Consider the following 18762-nt stretch of genomic DNA (forward strand, 5'->3'; position numbering starts at 1 on the left):
TGTGATCAGGAAACGGTATTTGTTCAGGTAATTACGCTTTAAGGTAAGATCATTCGTGTTTATTCGCATAAATCAATCATTAGCTAATACAAAGCTAATTCTGTTACCGAATTACTAAACCCTTACAGTTGCGAGACTAAGCACGAGGAAAAGATCTCTCCGCTACGTTGCACTCCGGTCGAGATGACGAATGTTTTAAAATCTTACCATTAAAATTGAAGCGATTTATGATTTGCTTGTATTTTATTTTTAATTTCGTGCCATTATGAAAGAAACAGTGGTGAGCGGTATCCGCTCAACAGGAAAATTACATTTGGGTAATTATTATGGTGCAGTTAAAAACTTCGTTCAAATGCAGAACGACTACAATTGCTACTTTTTTATCGCCGATTTACACTCTTTAACTACACATCCTACTCCAGCCGATTTACATGGAAATATTAAACATGTTTTGGTTGAATATCTGGCTAGTGGAATTGATCCAGAAAATAGTACCATTTATATACAAAGTGATGTTCCGGAAATTGCGGAGCTTTATCTATACTTAAATATGAACGCTTATATGGGTGAATTGGAGCGTAGTACATCTTTTAAAGATAAAGTACGTGCCAACCCAGATAACGTAAATGCAGGTTTATTAACCTATCCCGTATTAATGGCCGCCGATATTTTAATCCACAAAGCGACTAAAGTACCTGTTGGAAAAGATCAGGAGCAACATTTGGAAATGGCCCGTACTTTCGGAAACCGCTTCAACAGGTTATACAATACAGAATATTTTCCTGAACCTTACGCTTTTAGCTACACTGACAAGCTGGTTAAAGTACCTGGTTTAGATGGTAAAGGTAAAATGGGTAAATCAGAAGGCGAAGCCAATGCAGTTTACCTATCTGATGACCCTGAAACTATCCGTAAAAAAGTAATGAGAGCAGTTAGTGACGGTGGCCCAACGGAAGAAAACCAACCAAAACCTGAGCCTATCCAGAATCTTTTTGATTTAATGAAAGTGGTTTCGAGTGCGGATACACTTGCACATTTTGAAGAGTTATATAGCAAAATGCAGATCCGTTATGGCGATTTCAAAAAACAGTTGGCAGAAGATATGATTATTACGACTGCACCTATGCGTGAGCGTATTTTGGATATTGCCAAAAATGATTCATATTTAAGGCAAGTGGCTAAACATGGTGCATTGAAGGCCCGCGAAAGCGCGCAAAAAACCATCAGAGAGGTTCGCAGTTTAATCGGGTTTAAAAGTTTTTAATTAATATTGCGGTAAGCGGATGGCGGTTGGCGCTAAAATCGCCTTACGCAAAACGCTCACCGCAAAACGCAAGAAAATATGCACATAGCAATTGTAGGAAATATAGGTGCCGGTAAAACTACCTTAACAGGTTTATTAGCCAAGAATTATGGATGGGAAGCTTTATACGAGGCTGTGGACAATAACCCTTATCTGGAAGATTTTTACAGCGACATGAAACGCTGGAGCTTTAATCTTCAGATTTATTTCCTAAATAGTCGTTTTCAGCAAATTACCGACATTGAAGTAAATAAACGCAACGTAATCCAAGATAGAACCATTTACGAGGACGCACATATTTTTGCAGAAAACCTGCATGATATGGCATTAATGACCACCCGAGATCATGATAATTACAGGGCTATTTTTGATAACATTACCTCTTTTATTAAACCACCAGATTTACTGGTTTACCTGCGTGCATCGGTACCTACATTGGTTAATAATATCCAGCGTCGTGGCCGTGAGTACGAAGCAGGCATCCGTATCGATTACCTGTCTAAGCTGAACGAAAAATATGAAGCCTGGATTAAGGGTTATAACCTGGGAAAATTATTGATTTTGGACAAGGATAAATTAGATTTCACTAATAATCCAGAAGATTTAGGGACGGTAATCCAATCTATTGAGGCCGAGATTAACGGTTTATTTTAATCTGAACGAATAAGGTGGGCAAAGATTTTCAGCACGAAAATCCATTAAACTGGAAATGGGGAATTATTTATTTCAATAAATCAGATTCCAGGGTTTTGGTTCCGAAGCGCAATAAAATTTTGGGCTGGACATTTAACTTTGCTCATCCAATTTCTTATGTAGTTATGGCGGTTATTATTGGTGCGGTTATCTTATTAAGAACTTTACATAAATAGTATGTCTAAAATTATCGGAATTATTCCTGCACGATATGCCTCTACCCGTTTTCCGGGAAAGCCTCTGGTAGATATTGCCGGAAAAACCATGATCCAAAGGGTTTACGAGCAAGCATCGAAAGCCGAAAGCCTATCGAAAGTAGTAATTGCCACAGATGATGTACGGATTGCCGATGAAGTAAAACGGTTTGGTGGAGAGTTTATCTTTACCTCAACTCATCACCAAAGCGGAACCGATAGATGCGCTGAGGTGATTGAAACTTTACCTGGATACGATATTGTGATCAACATCCAGGGCGATGAACCTTTTATCGAACCTGCACAGATTGAATTACTGGCAAGCTGCTTTACTGAAGAAAAAGTACAGTTAGCAACATTAATCAAGTCGATTCAGAGTCAGGAAAGTGTATACAATCCCAATAGTCCTAAAGTAGTGATCGATGTAAACGGTCGCGCCATGTATTTTAGCCGTAGCCCAATTCCTTTTATCAGAAATGGTGAACCAGGTGTATGGGCAGAAAAACATCAGTTTTACAAGCACATCGGAATTTACGGTTACCGCACAGAATCGTTAAAAGCCATTACCAAATTACCACCATCTTCTTTAGAAATTGCCGAAAGCTTAGAACAACTTCGCTGGATCGAAAATGGGTTTTATATCCAAACAAAAGTAACTGACTTAGAAACGGTTGCAATAGATACACCAGAAGACTTATTAAAACTGAATAAATTACTTAAGGCTTTGAAACTAGAGTAAATTCTTTAAACATTGGTTATAAGTTTAGGGTTTAGAGGTTAGCGTACTCCCTAAACTCTCCCTAACCTACCTAATCACCAGTTCCATCTGAATATTACATCGCGTGTAAGGCGTGGGCTTACCTGCCACTTTTTGGAAACCTAGTTTATGGTAAAGGTTTATGGCTGGTTTTAAAATGGTATTGCTCTCCAAATAAATTTTAGATGCGCCAAACGATTTTGCCTTATCAATAATCGCATTTGCCAATAGAAAGCCTACATTTTTTCCTTGTGCTTTTGGCGATACCGCCATTTTGGCCAGTTCAAAATCATATTCGCCATCGTTCATCTTAATTAGCGCACAAACACCCAAAGGCTCACCTTCATATAGAGCAACCAATATAAAACCTCCTTTATCTAAAATATAACCCTGCGGATTATCCAAAGCTTTATAATCAGATTCTTCCATGGTAAAATAATGTGAAATCCACTCTACATTTAGCGACCTGAATATTTCCTGATATTTGGGCTGGTAATCTACAATCTCAACCTTTAAACTATCTCTTTCTTTTTTCTTTTCCACTACCCTTCTCAATAAAGCCTTTTGCTCCAATAAAAACTCCCATTCACCTATTGCCTCCCAAAGTTTATTTTGCGTCTGTGCCGAAATATCTTCAATAGCGGCGTTTACGTCAATTAGCTGATCTTTTATTTCTTCTGAAATCTCCACTCCTTTTTTAGAAAGGCTTACCACATTTCTACGTCCGTCGGTTTTATCTTTACTTTCTTTAACATAACCTTTTTTCAGCATCTCACTGATAATTTTGCTTACCGATGGATGAGAATGGCCAATAGCTTTAGCCAGTTCGGTGATCGTTTTTTCCTTGTCTTGTGCCAAAGCATAAAACACAGGAAACCACTTAGGTTGCATATCAATATTATACAACTTATAAATCTGCGCTGCGTCTTCGGTTACTTTATCGGTTAGCATTCTTAACCTGCTACCTATAGCTACTTTACCAGTTTCTTCGAAAAAATTCATAGTAATAATTAATTACGTAATCAGTTACGCAAATATAAAAACTAAATTGTAGTCTGCAACAGTTTTAATTGCTTGGGGTTAATATTTTAGTATTTTCGCCCTTATATGAAAAAGAAAGCGCTCCTATCTATATTCATTTTATCTGCCTATGTCAGCTTTGCACAAGATGAACCCGGTTTAATGATAAAGACAAACATTTTGAATTTAGTAGCCAAAAGGCCTACCATAGCCGTAGAAAAGACTTTTTCAGGCCTTTATGGTTTGGAGCTCGCTTACACCTCTGGCGAAATTAAAAATCTGGGCTACCTCGATTATCTCCATTACGAAGGCTTCTTGCTTCGTGCAAAGAAATACATCCGCCCGATTAAAAAAAGAGAAGCCAATGCTTTTTATGGCGTTTATTTCGGAAACCTTGATAAAACTGTTGTCTCGCACCGCTCAGTTGATGAAACCGGCATTTTCAGCTGGGGCCGCAACAAAGATTTTAGTGCGGGTTCTTTACGTTACGGCGGAACATTTGGCGTATCCTTTATTCCGGGAAAACATTTTCTTTTAGAGGGTTTAACAGGCCTAGGCTACGGAGATTATTATCATGTTCAAAACAATCTAAATAATAGGCTCCGAGGTGGTTATTTCGACTTTCAATTATGGTTATCTATTGGCTATTCCTTTTAAATTAGGGGATATCATAAAATATGGACATGAACTAAAACATAAAATTTGTAGTTTTGAATATGAGAAATATACCGCTCTTCGTTGCTATCTGTCTGTTAGCGCTAGTTGCCTGTAATTCGAACAGCAAAAAGGAAACCAATGCCATTGAGTTTAAAAATGTTAACCAGCGCCTCGCCAAATCTTTTTCTGATTTAAAACGTTTGGACACTTTTAAGATCGAACTTACTGGTAGAAAACCCGAAGAAATGGTATTGAATTTCACAATCAAAAATGCCGACGGAAAAGAAATTTACAATACCAGAATCAAAGGAACTGAGTTATTGGGCAGTACCGATCCAAATGTTGATCTTTCAAAAGAAAAAGACCAGATTATTTTCTTAAAAACCATCGCAGATGATTTTTTTAGCGATGACAATTTTCTCGAACCTGCAGTAATGCCCGAAGATAAAGCCGATAATTACACACCTGATAAAGCTCTTTATGAGGAATTAAAGAAATCGGGATTAAATGGCTTTAAGTATCGTTTAGGAAAAGAGAACAATATTTATATTGCCTGGAGCGAAAAAGAACAGAAGGTGAAGATTTATTATAACTGTTGTTAATAGATATAAATCAATGTCAGGAATTTAGAAATGAAAAGATCTGAATTAATTGCAAACCGATTAAGGGAAGTTTTTCTAAATGGGTATTGGATTGCCAATACCAATTATAAGGATCAATTATTGAACATTACCTGGCAACAGGCTATATATCAGGTAGCGGATTTAAATACTATTGCAGCTTTAACCTATCATATCAATTATTACCTGGTTGGCATTTTAAATGTATTTGAAGGCGGTCCTTTGGAAATTAAAGATCAATATAGTTTCGACCTACCGCTAATACAATCACAAAGAGATTGGAAAAAACTGGTGGAAGAATTTTTGGCAAATTCGGCAGTCTTCGCCGATGAAGTAGCGCAAATGCCGGAAGAAAAATTAGATCAGGTATTTGTAAATGAAAAATATGGCACTTATCTGCGTAATATAGAAGGTGTGATTGAGCACAGTTACTACCATTTTGGACAGATTGTACTGATCAAAAAACTGATTTTAGCGGCAACAAAATAAATGTTATCATTGATGGTGAAGCGTATCAATCTAAAATGCCTTCATTAAACGCATAACTTGCACTTCCTTCTTCTCAGCCTCTTCTTTAAGGCTATTATTCTCCGTAAATCAAGTGGTATATTTTTTTTAAAAAATATTTAGTTTTATTTATAATAACTAAATAAATAGTTGTATTTTGAGGCGCTTAACCAAACAATCCATTTATTAACGCTTCTTTATCAAATACATGCTCAAACCATTACTATTAGCGCTCATTTTTTCATTATTTTTTCTTCCTTCCATCGCTCAACATGCTAGTATAAAAGGCGTTGTGGTTGATACCGTTGAAAAAAAAAAATTACAGAACAGCTCTATCCTGCTAATATCAAGCAAAGATTCCATTTTAGTTAAAGATGCACGGACCAAGGTTAACGGTGAATTCGAGTTTTCGAATTTAAAAAAAGGAAATTATACCCTGGTTGTCACTTTTCCGAGGATGGCCGATTATATAAGAGACATCCAATTGTCTGATTCATCAAAATTTAACCTGGGTAATATCGCGATGGATAGCAAAGCCACGCTTTTAAACGAAGTGGTAATTAAAGCCCAAAAGCAGGCCATTAGTATGAAGGGCGATACCATAACCTACCAGGCGGATAGTTTTGCGGTAAAACCACATGCCAATCTACAGGATTTATTAAGACGATTACCTGGAATTGAGGTTGACAAAGATGGCGCCATAAAAGCTGGTGGAAAAGATGTAAATACACTTTTAGTTGATGGCGAAGAATTTTTTGGCGACGACCCACTTCTGGCCCAGAAATACCTGAAAGCCAACGCAGTTAGTGAAGTTCAGGTTTACGACAAAAAAACTAAAGAGGAAGAATTATCTGGCATAAAAGAAGGTGATGCCAAAGAGAAGGTCATGAACATCAAACTCAAGGAAAACGCCAAAAATGGATACCTCAGCACCTTGGATGCCAATAGCGATCTTAAGCATTATAAAAATATAGGTGGCATGGCAGGCATTTATAAAAACAAATTAAAGGCCGCGGTTTTTGGTTCTAATTCCAATACCAATCAAGATTCGAAAGCAAGTGCTGCCATGAGCAAGCTAAAAGGCAATGATTATGATGTGATTGAAGTTGGCGATGACGGCAGTACGGTCATGATCAGTTATGGTGGTAGCCGTGACGAAGATGATTTTTCACCATCAAACGGACTACCTGATGTAACGGGATATGGGGCTCATTTTTCTAACAAATGGAACGAAAACAAAGTTGGCCTAAAACTCAATTATAAAGGCAGTGACAGAAACATATTGGACAGAACAACTTCGAAAAACCAGTCGTTACTGCCCAACGGGACGAATTTCTTTAGCGAAAGCAGCTCAAACAGCGAAACCAGAAACACCGGACAGAGCTTAAAAGGCAGTGTCGATATTAAATTAGATTCGCTTTCTACCTTAAAAATATCCTTTGCAGGTAGCAAACGCAAAAACAACAGCCAGTATATCAGCAAGAACGAAACTAAAAATGACGCGGGGGTATTTGTAAATAATAGTGATCAGTCTAATGATAGCAATGGCGACAACGACCTGTTTAACGGAAATATAAACTACTCCAAAAAGTTTGTAAAAAAAGGGAGAACACTCTCGATTGATTTACAACCTGAAACCAAAAGCAGCACCAGTTTCGGCACCAGTTTAAGTGTGACTAAATACTACGATGGGAATGGAACAATCAATAGAACTGTTAACCAGAACTTTCTGAACGATAATTCGGGAAGTGAAAGCTCTCTTGGTACCAGAATATCATATACCGAACCTTTAGGCAAGCAATTTTCATTACAAACAGCCTACAGCTTTAAAACGGTAACATCAAATAGCCATAAACTGGTATTCGATAAGTCATTAAATAATAAACGAATCGATTCACTGAGCAACAATTTCGATTTCAATAATTTTTCGAACATCGGTAAAATTGTGTTGCAATACAGGTCAAAGAAGTTCACGCTATCTGGTGGTGCAGAGGCTACCGAAACTACATTCGAGCTGAATGATCTGGACCGAGACAATAAATTTAACCGAAACTATTTAAACTGGGCCCCACAGAGCAACTTTAACTATAAACTTGGCAAAAATACCAGCGTATCGCTAAACTACAATGGCAGTACCCGACAGCCGAGTTTAGATCAGTTGCAACCTATCAGACAAATTAACAATCCACTTTACGAAATAAGAGGTAATCCAAATTTAAAACCATCTTTCAACAATAATTTTGGCTTTAATTTTAATACCTATCAACAAAAATCGCAGATGTACGCGTATGTGTATGGTGGCTATAGCTTTACCAAGAATGCCGTTGTAAGCTCCAGAACAGTAGATGATGTAAATAAAACGGTCAGCAGTTATATCAATTTAAATGGTAATAATAATTTTTACGCGGGTGCGAGCTTTAATAAAAGTTTTAGCAAAATCGGCTTTAATACGGGATTAAATGCCAGTTTCAATCACTCGAACGCAGTATCGATCTTAAACAATAAACTGAATGAAAATGTGAACAATAGCATTAATATACGGCCTCGTTTTAGCTATTATGGTGATAAAGTTCAAATTCAGTATAATCCATCGGTCACTTTTTCAAACAGCAGATCGTCAATCGGTTCGATAAATAATGGTAAAAACTTTAGCCACAATCATGATATTTCTGGAAATATAGAACTTCCATACAATACAGAATTTAACACATCGATATCATTATCGTATCAACCAGCAAATTCTTCATTTAGCACACCAATAAATATTGCCTTGTGGAATGCCTATTTATCAAAAAAGATGCTCAAATCACAAGAATTAGAGCTTAAAGTATCCATTTCTGATATTCTGGCCGAAAAAATCGGCTATAACCGTTACGTTGGAGGCAATAACATCAGCGAATACACCAATAGCTTTATTCCGAGGTACGTGTTAATTGGCATCACCTATAATTTAACCGGAAACTTTGTTAAACAAGATAAAAAATAATTGAAGATGAAAAATTTAGGACTAACCGTAATCTTGTTTTTTGCCATTATAATAGTGCGTGCACAAACTGTTTTCATCAAAAGCGCTAAAGTAACTTTCGAGAAAAAGATCAATCAAAAGCAGCAATTGGCATCAAACACCTGGATATCAGACGATGCCAGGGATAAAATGAGCAAATACAGGACTTCCAATTGGGATTATAGCTTTAACGACAGTAGCTCCATTTATAAGATTAAACCGAAAGAGACCTTGAACGACAATAATTTCTTCTTTATTGCTGGTGAGAATACGAATGAATTATATACGGACTTTAGCAAAAAAGCAAGAGTAATCAGAAAACCAATAGGCGGCGAAGATTTTATTTTAAAAGACACTATCCCCCATCTCAACTGGAAAATCATGCACGATGTACGCCAAATTGCAGGCTACGAATGCCGTAAAGCAATAGCAGTAATAAACGATTCGGTTACTGTGGTGGCTTTCTATAGTGAAGAAATTTTGTTAAAAGGTGGCCCTGAAGGATTTACAGGCTTACCTGGAATGATATTAGGCCTGGCCATACCCCGGTATAATACTACCTGGTTTGCCACCAAGGTTGAAGCTAAAAACGTTCCTATCTTTAACATTGTTCCTCCTGCAAAAGGCAAAAGAACCGATACCGAAAAAGATTTCAAAAAAATGATCGACCTCTATACCCGTTATGAGGATAAAAAGAACCCCAGAAAGATAGAAGACATTAAAAAAGAACTCTACACGCTGATACTTTAGGTGATCACCTTACCTAAAACAGTCACTATCAGAGATATAATATGGAGAAAAAATATTCTGGCAAGTATCTAATCGAGCGATAATTTTTTGTACCTTTGTATCCCGTACAAAAACAATTAAACAGGTCCAAAACACCTGGTTAATTCCACAAATTATCAATCATGACAAAGTATATTTTTGTTACGGGCGGTGTTACTTCCTCTTTAGGTAAGGGCATCATTTCCGCATCTTTAGCTAAACTTTTACAGGCACGTGGCTACCGTGTAACCATTCAAAAATTCGATCCGTACATTAATATCGATCCAGGAACTTTAAATCCATACGAACATGGCGAATGCTTTGTTACCGAAGATGGTGCTGAAACCGATCTGGATCTTGGTCATTATGAGCGTTTCCTTAACGTTCCAACATCACAGGCAAACAACATTACTACCGGCCGTATTTACCAGAATGTAATTAATAAAGAGCGTAAAGGTGAGTATCTGGGCAAAACAGTTCAGGTTGTACCCCACATTACTGATGAGATTAAACGCAACATGCGTATTTTAGGTGATAGTGGTGAATATGATATTATAATTACAGAACTTGGTGGAACTGTGGGTGATATCGAATCGTTGCCATTTATTGAGGCTGTTCGTCAGTTTAAATGGGAAGAAGGCAGTACCAATGCTATTGTGATCCATTTAACCCTGGTACCTTATTTAGCTGCTGCCGGTGAGTTAAAAACCAAGCCGACTCAACACTCGGTTAAAGCTTTGTTGGAATATGGAATACAGCCAGATATATTAGTTTGCAGAACCGAGCACCACATTAGCCCTGAGATCAGAAAAAAAATTGCTTTATTTTGTAACGTTAACATCAATGCGGTAGTCGAATCGATGGATGCATCTACTATTTATGATGTGCCATTGTTGATGTTAAAAGAACAATTGGATAAAACTGTTTTATCGAAATTAAAATTACCGACCAAAAGCGACCCTGATATGGAAAGCTGGAAAGATTTCCTGGGCCGTTTAAAAAATCCTACGGCAGAGGTTAAAATTGGCTTAATCGGTAAGTATGTAGAATTACCTGATGCTTATAAATCAATTATAGAATCTTTTGTACACGCAGGTTCGAAAAATGAGTGTAAGGTTAAGGTAGAATATATACACTCTGAAGGTATCTTCCCTGATAATGTAAAAGATAAATTAGGTCACTTACAAGGTGTTTTAGTTGCACCAGGTTTTGGTAGCCGGGGTATTGAAGGTAAAATTGATGCCATAAAATATGTTCGCGAGAATAACATTCCTTTCTTCGGAATCTGCCTGGGTATGCAATGTGCGGTTATCGAATTCGGACGTAATGTTTTAGGTTTGAAAGATGCACATACTACAGAAATTGAGGAAAATGCTGCCAATCCGGTAATTAACATGATGGAAGAGCAGAAAAAAATAACAAATAAAGGTGGAACAATGCGTTTAGGCTCTTATCCTTGTGATATTAAAAAGGGAACAAAAGCTTTTTCTATTTACGGCAAATCGCACATCAATGAGCGCCACCGTCACCGTTACGAATTTAACAATGCTTATTTAAAGCAATATGAAGATGCAGGAATGATTGCATCAGGTATGAATCCGCAAACCAATTTAGTTGAAATTGTGGAGCTTAAAAATCATCCGTTTTTCGTTGGTGGGCAGTTTCACCCAGAATTAAAATCAACAGTTGCTAATCCTCACCCACTTTTTGTTAAATTTGTCGCCGCTGCGATGGAGTTTGCGAAAAAGAAAACGAATTAAAAGCAGTACATACATAAATAATGGATAGAAATACCTTTACAGGACTGTTCCTGATTATGATCATTTTGGCAGGATCATTCTACTTTTTGAAGCCGAACGAGGTGGAAATTAAAAAAGCCAAAGAAAGAGACAGTATAGAATTGGCAAAAAAAGCTGGCGTTACACCAGTACAAAAAGATACCACTAAAACTGCTGCGATTGCTAACCCATCTGTAGATTCTTTAGCCCTAAAAGGCCCTTTTGGTACCGCAATTACTGGTACCGAAGCCAATACTGTTCTAGAAAACGAGAAATTACTAATCACTTTAAGCAATAAAGGCGGTAAAATTACCTCTGTTGAAGTTAAGAATCAGAAAACCTTTACCGGAAAACCACTGATTTTATTTGATGGTAACCAGAACAAATTTGGTTTAAACCTGAATGCTGCTGGCAAGGTAATTAATACCAATAATTTATACTTTACCCCGACAAAAACCGGAAATACAGTTACCATGCGTGCCAATTATGGTGCAAACGCATATGTAGAATATGTATACGATTTAAAAGCGTCAAGTAACAAAGTAGCTTTCAACATCAATTTAGTTGGCTTACAGCAAGTAATTGCAGGCAATAATATTGGCTTAAACTGGCAGACTACTTTATTACAGCAAGAAAAATCGATCGAAAGTGAGCACCGTTATTCTGCCCCTTATTACAAGTATTTAGATGGCGATGTAGATCACCTAAGTGTTTCTAAAGATGAGAAAGAAGAGTTATCGAAAGGTAAAATCCAATGGTTCTCATTCAAGCAACACTTTTTCTCAGCTTCTTTAATCTCGAAACAAGCGTTCGAAAAAGGAAGTTTAGAAGTTAAAATTCCAACAGCTCCTGGCCAGGTTAAGTTTTATGATGCCAATATGCAATTGCCATATGCACATACGGCCAGTCAGGTTTATGAAATGGAATTCTATTTCGGAACCAATAAATTCGCTGCCTTAAAAGCTCAGGGGTACGATTTAGAGCAACAGGTTGATATGGGTTACTGGCCTTTAAAATACATTAACCGTTTTATTGTATTGCCTGTATTTAACTTCTTGAACAGCTTTGGCTGGAACTACGGATTAATTATTTTGGTATTAACCATTTTACTAAAAGTTGCTTTATCACCACTTACTTACAAGTCGTACCTATCAATGGCTAAAATGAGGGTATTGAAACCAGAGATGGATGAGATAAAAGCTAAAGTAGGTGAAGACAATCCAACATTGGTTCAGCAGGAATATTTAAAATTATATAAGAAAGCAGGGGTAAACCCGCTGGGTGGATGCTTACCAATGGTATTACAGTTGCCTTTGGTAATGGCCTTCTTCTTCTTCTTCCCTAACTTATTTGAGTTACGTGGTGAGAGTTTCCTTTGGATGAAAGATTTATCTACTTATGACGAGTTTATCAAATTTGGCGTAAAAATCCCTTTCATTGGCGATCACTTAAGTTTAATGTGTGTATTGATGACGATCTCTACATTAATTATGACTTACTTTAACAACCAGGTTTCTGGTGCTACAGGCCAAATGAAGTACATCGGTTACATTATGCCGGTTATTTTCTTAGGTGTATTGAACAGCTATCCTGCCGGATTAAACTATTATTATTTCTTGGCCAACTTAATGACTTTCGGACAGCAGTTCTTAATCCGTAAAATGGTTGATGATGATAAAATCCACGCTTTAATTCAGCAAAATAAAGCCAGACCAGCTGACGAGAAAAAGAAAAAATCTAAATTCCAACAACGTTTAGATGATTATATGCGTCAGCAACAACAAGCTAAAAAGTAATCTTACTTTAAAATTTTACGACATCCCCGGTTACTTCAAAGTGATCGGGGATTTTTGTTTTAGGCTCAGCGATAAGCGTATGGCGTTTAGCCAACACAGCCAAAACTTCCTGTGCTCTGTAACCTCTGACTTTCCAACTAAATGCTTTTAATTGTAATATTTGGCATACAAGTTTCCTAATAAGCTAAAAAATTCCAATTTTAGAAGATTAAATCTCAACCAACAAATTAATTAACTTTTAAAATGCAAAAGAGACTAACTATTATTCTGTTTTTCGTTGTCAGCTTTGCCTACGCACAAAAAAAACCTTTAGATCATTCGGTATATGATACCTGGGAATCAGTAGGAACAAAGCAATTGTCAAATAATGGTCAATGGGCCATGTACAGCATCTTACAGCAAGAAGGTGATGCACAATTGTACCTTACCAATATTAAAACGAATGCGAAGATTAATATACCAAGGGGGATGAACGCACAGTTTAGTAATGATTCTAAGTTTGCTGCTTTTAATATCCGTCCCTTAAATAAGGATTTACGTCAGGCTAAAATTAAAAAGAAAAAGCCAGATGAATTACCAAAAGACTCGTTGGGCATTGTTAACCTCAGCACCAGTGCCGTTACAAAAGTGGCAAGGGTAAAATCTTTCAAATTCCCTGAAGAAGGCGCAGGCGTAATGGCCTATCTAACTGAAAAGCCAGATACAGCAAAGAAAACGGTAAAACCAGCTGAGAAAAAAGATGGTGAAATGGATTTTGCAGATGATGAACCTGCCGGAAAAGGTAAGACCGACGAAGGAACCGATTTAGTGGTAAAAAACCTTTTAACGGGCACAGATAAAACTTATAAATTCGTTACCGATTATTATTTCAGTAAAGATGGCAAACAGTTGGTTTTTGCCTGCAGCGGGTCTAAAAAGGACAAAACGGCCCCACAAGGTGTATTCTTGTTAAATACAGAAAAAGGCACATTAAAAAGCCTGATTAAAGGTAAAGGAAGTTTCAAAAACTTCACTTTTGATGAGGAAAGCGAACATGTGGCTTTTGTGGGCGAGCAAAGTCCGGAGAAACAGGAAATAAAAAATTACAACATTTATTACAACTCTTTAACACTAGATACTGCGCAGATACTGGTTGATTTTGATATGCCAGGACTACCTGCAAAATGGTCGGTTAATGGCGATGGTAAAATAACCTTTAGTAAAGATGGCAAGAAATTATTTTTCGGCATCTCTCCTATCAAAAAACCAAAAGACACTACTATTGTAGATTTCGAGGTGGCTAAAGTTGATGTTTGGAATTACAAAGACGATTACTTGCAGCCTATGCAGCTTAAAAACGCAGATAGAGACAGTAAAAAAAGTTATTTATCGGTGATTGACGTTTATAGCAGTGATCCAAAAGTTATTCCATTAGCGGATTTAAAATTGCCTGACGCCAATCTGATTGCTGAAGGTGATGCGAATCTGGTTTTAGCATCTACAGACTATGGCCGCAGGATCGAATCGCAATGGAGCGGTTCTACCTCAAAAGATTACTATCTGGTTGATACTAAAAATGGCCAGAAAAAGAAAATCATTGATAATTTAAGCGGTTATGCAATGGCTTCTCCTGGCGGAAACTATGTTTTATATTTTGATAGAAAAGCAGGTAGCTGGAATACTTATAGTGTAACCACCGGAAAAGTAAGCGTATTAACAGCTGGACTGAGCGAAAAATTTGTTGATGAGGAAAACGATGTACCGGATTTACCTTCCCCTTACGGTTTAGCAACATGGACCGAAGGTGATAGAGCTGTTTTAATTTACGATAAATACGATATCTGGTCGTTCTCACCAGATGGAAAATCGGCACCAAAAAATATTACTGCCGGTTTTGGAAGAGCAAACAATATTACCTTCCGTTACGAAAGAGTACAACAGGATAACAGGTTTGAGCGCAATGCAGATAGCAAATTTGTAAAAGTGAACGAAACCGTTTGGTTAGATGGTTTTAACAATTTAACTAAAGAAAACGGGTTTTACCGTACCAACGTAGGTTCGGCTAAGGCGCCAGAATTGGTAGTAATGGCTAAGTTTAAATATTCAAACCTGCTAAAAGCTAAAGATGCTGATGTTTACATTTACGATAAAGCCAATTATGTAGAATCGCCAAATGTTTATATCACTACCGATTTCAAAACTGAAACCAAATTAAGCAATACCAACCCTCAACAAAAAAACTACAATTGGGGCACGGCTGAGCTGGTTAAGTGGACCACGCCGAAAGGCTATAAAGCTGAAGGTATACTGTACAAACCGGAAAATTTCGATCCAAATAAAAAATATCCGATGATTGCGTATTTCTACGAAAAACTAACGGATGGTTTATACACTTATCAAGCGCCCGCACCTACTCCATCTCGATTAAATATTTCTTATTTCGTGAGTAACGGATACCTGGTTTTTGCGCCAGATATTAGCTATGAAACTGGTCACCCAGGTAAATCTGCAGTTGAATTCATCAACTCTGGAGTAGAAAGCCTGAAGAAAAATAGCTGGGTAGATGGCAGTAAAATCGGCATCCAGGGTCAAAGCTGGGGTGGTTATCAAGTAGCCTATCTCATTACACAGAATAACATGTATGCTGCCGCTTGGGCCGGTGCACCTGTAGTCAACATGACTTCTGCTTATGGTGGTATCCGTTGGGAAACTGGTATGAACCGTCAGTTTCAATACGAAAAAACACAGAGCCGTATTGGTGCAACACTTTGGGAAAAACCAGAATTATACATCGAGAACTCACCACTATTTATGTTCCCGAAAGTAAATACCCCTGTTGTGGTAATGGCTAATGATGCAGATGGAGCGGTGCCTTGGTATCAGGGTATCGAAATGTTTACCGGTCTGCGCCGTTTAGGTAAACCAGTTTGGATGTTAAACTATAATGGTGAAGCGCATAACCTGGTTCAACGCCAGAACCGTAAGGATATTCAAATCCGTGAGCAACAGTTTTTCGATTATTATTTAAAAGGTGCGAAAGCACCAGCCTGGATGACAAGCGGAGTACCTGCAACTGAAAAAGGAAAGAGCTGGGGTTTTGAACTAACAGATGATAAACCTTAGCTGAGTTTGGCGTTTAGCGTTGGGCGTTTAGCGTGCTTAATTCAGAAAACGACATTCAATGCTAACAGCTAAGAATCTAAATCCATGATACAAGCAATATCAAAAGCTTTGTATCATGGATTTTTCATTGGATAAATACTATAAATTCATTGCTATTATTCGACCATAAATAGCGTGATCGCCATGAACTCTAAACTCCGAACTCCCTACTCCAAACTCTCTTCTATGAACTTTCGTTTAAAAGCGGTATTTTAACCCATTCAAAACAAAACTAAACACCCCCAATGGCATTAAGCAGAATTTGGTCAGCATTTATTATCGTGGCTATTGTAGTAGCAAGTATTAAATGTTTCTTTTTCGGAGATAGCGATATTTTTAACTGGATGGTAATCGGTAAATCTTCCGATCCCTTAAACCCTTTAAAATTAGATGGCATTATCGAAACCTGCTGGATTGCAGTTGACCTTTGCATTAAATTAATTGGAACACTGGCTTTATTTATGGGGCTAATGAGCATTGCCGAAAAAGCAGGCGGTATCCGTTTACTTTCCAGAATTATTGGTCCTTTTTTTTCGAAACTCTTTCCCGAAATCCCAAAAGGACACCCGTCTATGGGGCACATGATCATGAATTTCTCGGCCAATTTATTAGGTTTAGATAATGCAGCCACTCCATTTGGTATAAAGGCAATGGAAAGTTTGCAGGAGCTTAATCCAAATAAGGATGTTGCCAGCAATTCGCAGATTATGTTTTTATGCTTGCATGCCGCAGGTTTATGTTTAATTCCCGTTAGTGTAATTGCCATTAGGTCAACTCAAAATGCACAGGACCCTACCGATATTTTCATCCCATGTTTGATTGTAACTTTTGTTGGTACCATGGCCGCCATGCTCATTGTATCCTTTAAACAAAAGATAAACCTACTTCAACCCGTTATCATTACCTGGGTATTAAGTATCTCGGCAGTGGTTGGCTTACTGGTTTGGTATGTAAGCAAGTTAAATGCAGAAAGCATAAAATCATTTTCAGGCTTATTAAGCGGTGGAATAATTTTATTGATTTTTTTATTGATTGTATTGGGTGCACTATATAAAAAAATTGATGTTTTTGATGCTTTTATTGATGGCGCCAAAGGCGGATTTGAAACTGCGCTGAAAATTATTCCTTATTTAGTGGGAATTTTAGTCGCGGTAAGCATGCTCAGAACCAGTGGAACTTTTGATGTAATCATGAGCGGGATTAAAAACATGTTTGTGTTTTTTGGAGCCGACACCAAATTTGTTGATGCGCTGCCCACAGCTTTGATCAGGCCTTTAAGTGGTGGTGCTGCCCGGGGAATGATGGTAAGCACTATGATTTCCAGCGGACCAGATTCATTTGCCAGTAAATTATCGGGTGTTTTTCAGGGCGCTTCTGATACTACTTTTTATGTAGTAGCGGTTTACTTTGGTTCTGTTGGAATAAAAAATACGCGTTATGCCATCGGTTCAATGTTATTGGCTGATTTAGTTGGGGTTTGTACAGCCATAGCGCTTAGTTATATGTTTTTTGCGTAGTTTTTAACTACAGATAGAAGGGAACAAATTTTACAGAACTGGGCGTGCAGTTAAAAAGCAAAAAATATTAATCTACAGCTATCTGAGGAAACATAAATTAGCAAGATTGTTGTGGGATAGATATCCTGTTAATGATTTCATCAATAGCATCAGGATCAATCGCTACGTTTTTCGAAGCACACCATTTTTCCGTTTTGTTATCCAGCCAGATACAAAAAGAATGATACCCATCTAAAACGACGGCATAAGTTTCATGAAAATCATCTTGAATACGCATGCAAAATCCCTTAAAAATTTTGCCTCTAACAATGAATTGCAGGGTGGAATAATTTTCTAACATGGCTCATTATATTTTTGGTTAATTTACAACAAATTATAAACGAGAATGTTTCGTTAATTTAAAGGAATTAATAATTAATTCTTAAACTCTCAGGAAAGGCTTAACCTATGTTTAACATATTCGAGTAGCCTTTTGCTATTAAACGCTTTTTTGAAGGTAAAAATATCTCGCATTGCAGATTTAATATCGTGCGCCCCTTTTTCACTATTGAGGTTTCGGCGATCACTTCATCTCCTTCGCTTGCAGGAGCAAAATAATCGATATAGTTATTTACGGTGGTATAACGTTCGTTCAGTCCCATTGTAAAAACAGTTGCACCAATTAAATCATCAATAATGCCTGCTGTTACACCACCATGCAAAATTAGGTAAGGATTGGTCATTTCTTTACGGATGGTATACTGGCACACCAATGCCCCATACTCTGCTTTAACCAAAACAGGAGCCAGCCAGTTCATGAAGTTAGATGGCGAATTGGTAATCACCTTGCCAATTGACTGCCTTAAAAATGTTAAACGCTGTTCGCTTAAAGAGGGTTCCATATAGGGTAAAAATAGGTAAAATAGTTTATTAGTCCATGGTCAATAGTCCGTAGTTCGTAAGGTGGAAGGCTTGGTAGAAAAAAGGTTTAATGGCAAAAGAAAATGGAAGATATAAATATCTCCCAT

General features: G+C 37.4%; 16 protein-coding genes. 13 read left to right on the forward strand and 3 right to left on the reverse strand.

All coding sequences use genetic code 11. The annotated features are described in order from the left end of the window. Positions 1-265 precede the first annotated feature (265 nt). The 4 genes from trpS to kdsB all read left to right on the forward strand — a co-directional run bounded on the left by trpS (position 266) and on the right by kdsB (position 2929). Positions 266-1264: a tryptophan--tRNA ligase gene (gene trpS, locus LQ227_RS17200; RefSeq protein WP_230140433.1), complete on the forward strand. Its 999-nt coding sequence runs from the start codon at positions 266-268 to the stop codon at positions 1262-1264. Between the two features lie 78 nt (positions 1265-1342). Next, a complete protein-coding gene (locus tag LQ227_RS17205) occupies positions 1343-1957 on the forward strand; it encodes a deoxynucleoside kinase (RefSeq protein ID WP_025144984.1) in 615 nt (204 codons plus the stop codon). A 14-nt stretch (positions 1958-1971) separates the two neighbouring features. Further along, the gene (locus tag LQ227_RS17210; RefSeq protein ID WP_230140431.1) at positions 1972-2172 is read left to right on the forward strand and encodes a DUF5808 domain-containing protein; all 201 of its coding nucleotides are present in this window, start codon (positions 1972-1974) and stop codon (positions 2170-2172) included. Position 2173: 1 nt separating this feature from the next. Then, positions 2174-2929, forward strand: a complete 756-nt coding sequence (gene kdsB, locus LQ227_RS17215; RefSeq protein WP_230140430.1) for a 3-deoxy-manno-octulosonate cytidylyltransferase — start codon at positions 2174-2176, stop codon at positions 2927-2929. A 66-nt stretch (positions 2930-2995) separates the two neighbouring features. Here the strand turns inward: kdsB and LQ227_RS17220 are convergent, their stop codons facing one another. Beyond that, positions 2996-3949, reverse strand: a complete 954-nt coding sequence (locus LQ227_RS17220) for a GNAT family N-acetyltransferase (protein WP_230140428.1) — start codon at positions 3947-3949, stop codon at positions 2996-2998. 180 nt (positions 3950-4129) lie between these two features. Between LQ227_RS17220 and LQ227_RS17225 the strand changes: the two genes are divergently transcribed. The 9 genes from LQ227_RS17225 (at position 4130) to LQ227_RS17265 (ending at position 17755) form a co-directional block, all read left to right on the forward strand. Further along, positions 4130-4624: a hypothetical protein gene (locus LQ227_RS17225; protein WP_230146614.1), complete on the forward strand. Its 495-nt coding sequence runs from the start codon at positions 4130-4132 to the stop codon at positions 4622-4624. Between the two features lie 59 nt (positions 4625-4683). Further along, positions 4684-5226, forward strand: coding sequence for a hypothetical protein (locus LQ227_RS17230; RefSeq protein ID WP_230140423.1), 543 nt, complete (start codon positions 4684-4686; stop codon positions 5224-5226). A 30-nt stretch (positions 5227-5256) separates the two neighbouring features. Further along, positions 5257-5733, forward strand: coding sequence for a DinB family protein (locus LQ227_RS17235; RefSeq protein WP_230150118.1), 477 nt, complete (start codon positions 5257-5259; stop codon positions 5731-5733). Between the two features lie 226 nt (positions 5734-5959). Further along, complete coding sequence (locus LQ227_RS17240; RefSeq protein ID WP_230140419.1) at positions 5960-8737, forward strand: outer membrane beta-barrel protein; 2778 nt, start codon at positions 5960-5962, stop codon at positions 8735-8737. Positions 8738-8743: 6 nt separating this feature from the next. Next, positions 8744-9505 carry a GLPGLI family protein gene (locus LQ227_RS17245; RefSeq protein WP_230140417.1) on the forward strand — a complete coding sequence of 254 codons (762 nt, stop codon included), beginning with the start codon at positions 8744-8746 and terminating at the stop codon, positions 9503-9505. A 161-nt stretch (positions 9506-9666) separates the two neighbouring features. Continuing rightward, a complete protein-coding gene (locus LQ227_RS17250) occupies positions 9667-11283 on the forward strand; it encodes a CTP synthase (RefSeq protein ID WP_029274708.1) in 1617 nt (538 codons plus the stop codon). A 20-nt stretch (positions 11284-11303) separates the two neighbouring features. Further along, positions 11304-13097, forward strand: a complete 1794-nt coding sequence (gene yidC / locus LQ227_RS17255) for a membrane protein insertase YidC (RefSeq protein ID WP_230140416.1) — start codon at positions 11304-11306, stop codon at positions 13095-13097. Positions 13098-13340: 243 nt separating this feature from the next. Then, a complete protein-coding gene (locus LQ227_RS17260) occupies positions 13341-16199 on the forward strand; it encodes a prolyl oligopeptidase family serine peptidase (RefSeq protein WP_230150120.1) in 2859 nt (952 codons plus the stop codon). Positions 16200-16483: 284 nt separating this feature from the next. Further along, complete coding sequence (locus LQ227_RS17265; RefSeq protein ID WP_230140412.1) at positions 16484-17755, forward strand: nucleoside recognition domain-containing protein; 1272 nt, start codon at positions 16484-16486, stop codon at positions 17753-17755. Between the two features lie 97 nt (positions 17756-17852). Here LQ227_RS17265 and LQ227_RS17270 read toward each other — a convergent pair whose 3' ends face one another. Further along, entirely contained in the window at positions 17853-18095 is a 243-nt protein-coding gene (locus tag LQ227_RS17270) for a hypothetical protein (protein ID WP_029274704.1), read from the reverse strand. A 100-nt stretch (positions 18096-18195) separates the two neighbouring features. Further along, positions 18196-18636 (reverse strand): PaaI family thioesterase, encoded by a 441-nt coding sequence (locus LQ227_RS17275; protein WP_230150123.1) that lies wholly within the window; start codon positions 18634-18636, stop codon positions 18196-18198. Between the last annotated feature and the right edge of the window lie 126 nt (positions 18637-18762).

The sequence above is a fragment of the Pedobacter sp. Bi27 genome (genome assembly GCF_918698255.1).
In the GTDB taxonomy this organism is placed as follows: domain Bacteria; phylum Bacteroidota; class Bacteroidia; order Sphingobacteriales; family Sphingobacteriaceae; genus Pedobacter.

Excerpts from the sequence above, each read along its gene's own strand:
- kdsB (WP_230140430.1), top strand. The coding sequence starts at position 2,174 with ATGTCTAAAATTATCGGAATTATTCCTGCACGATATGCCTCTACCCGT.
- LQ227_RS17240 (WP_230140419.1), top strand. The coding sequence starts at position 5,960 with ATGCTCAAACCATTACTATTAGCGCTCATTTTTTCATTATTTTTTCTT.
- LQ227_RS17220 (WP_230140428.1), bottom strand. The coding sequence starts at position 3,949 with ATGAATTTTTTCGAAGAAACTGGTAAAGTAGCTATAGGTAGCAGGTTA.
- LQ227_RS17205 (WP_025144984.1), top strand. The coding sequence starts at position 1,343 with ATGCACATAGCAATTGTAGGAAATATAGGTGCCGGTAAAACTACCTTA.
- LQ227_RS17275 (WP_230150123.1), bottom strand. The coding sequence starts at position 18,636 with ATGGAACCCTCTTTAAGCGAACAGCGTTTAACATTTTTAAGGCAGTCA.
- LQ227_RS17235 (WP_230150118.1), top strand. The coding sequence starts at position 5,257 with ATGAAAAGATCTGAATTAATTGCAAACCGATTAAGGGAAGTTTTTCTA.
- yidC (WP_230140416.1), top strand. The coding sequence starts at position 11,304 with ATGGATAGAAATACCTTTACAGGACTGTTCCTGATTATGATCATTTTG.
- LQ227_RS17265 (WP_230140412.1), top strand. The coding sequence starts at position 16,484 with ATGGCATTAAGCAGAATTTGGTCAGCATTTATTATCGTGGCTATTGTA.
- LQ227_RS17225 (WP_230146614.1), top strand. The coding sequence starts at position 4,130 with ATGATAAAGACAAACATTTTGAATTTAGTAGCCAAAAGGCCTACCATA.
- LQ227_RS17260 (WP_230150120.1), top strand. The coding sequence starts at position 13,341 with ATGCAAAAGAGACTAACTATTATTCTGTTTTTCGTTGTCAGCTTTGCC.
- LQ227_RS17245 (WP_230140417.1), top strand. The coding sequence starts at position 8,744 with ATGAAAAATTTAGGACTAACCGTAATCTTGTTTTTTGCCATTATAATA.
- LQ227_RS17250 (WP_029274708.1), top strand. The coding sequence starts at position 9,667 with ATGACAAAGTATATTTTTGTTACGGGCGGTGTTACTTCCTCTTTAGGT.
- LQ227_RS17270 (WP_029274704.1), bottom strand. The coding sequence starts at position 18,095 with ATGTTAGAAAATTATTCCACCCTGCAATTCATTGTTAGAGGCAAAATT.
- trpS (WP_230140433.1), top strand. The coding sequence starts at position 266 with ATGAAAGAAACAGTGGTGAGCGGTATCCGCTCAACAGGAAAATTACAT.
- LQ227_RS17230 (WP_230140423.1), top strand. The coding sequence starts at position 4,684 with ATGAGAAATATACCGCTCTTCGTTGCTATCTGTCTGTTAGCGCTAGTT.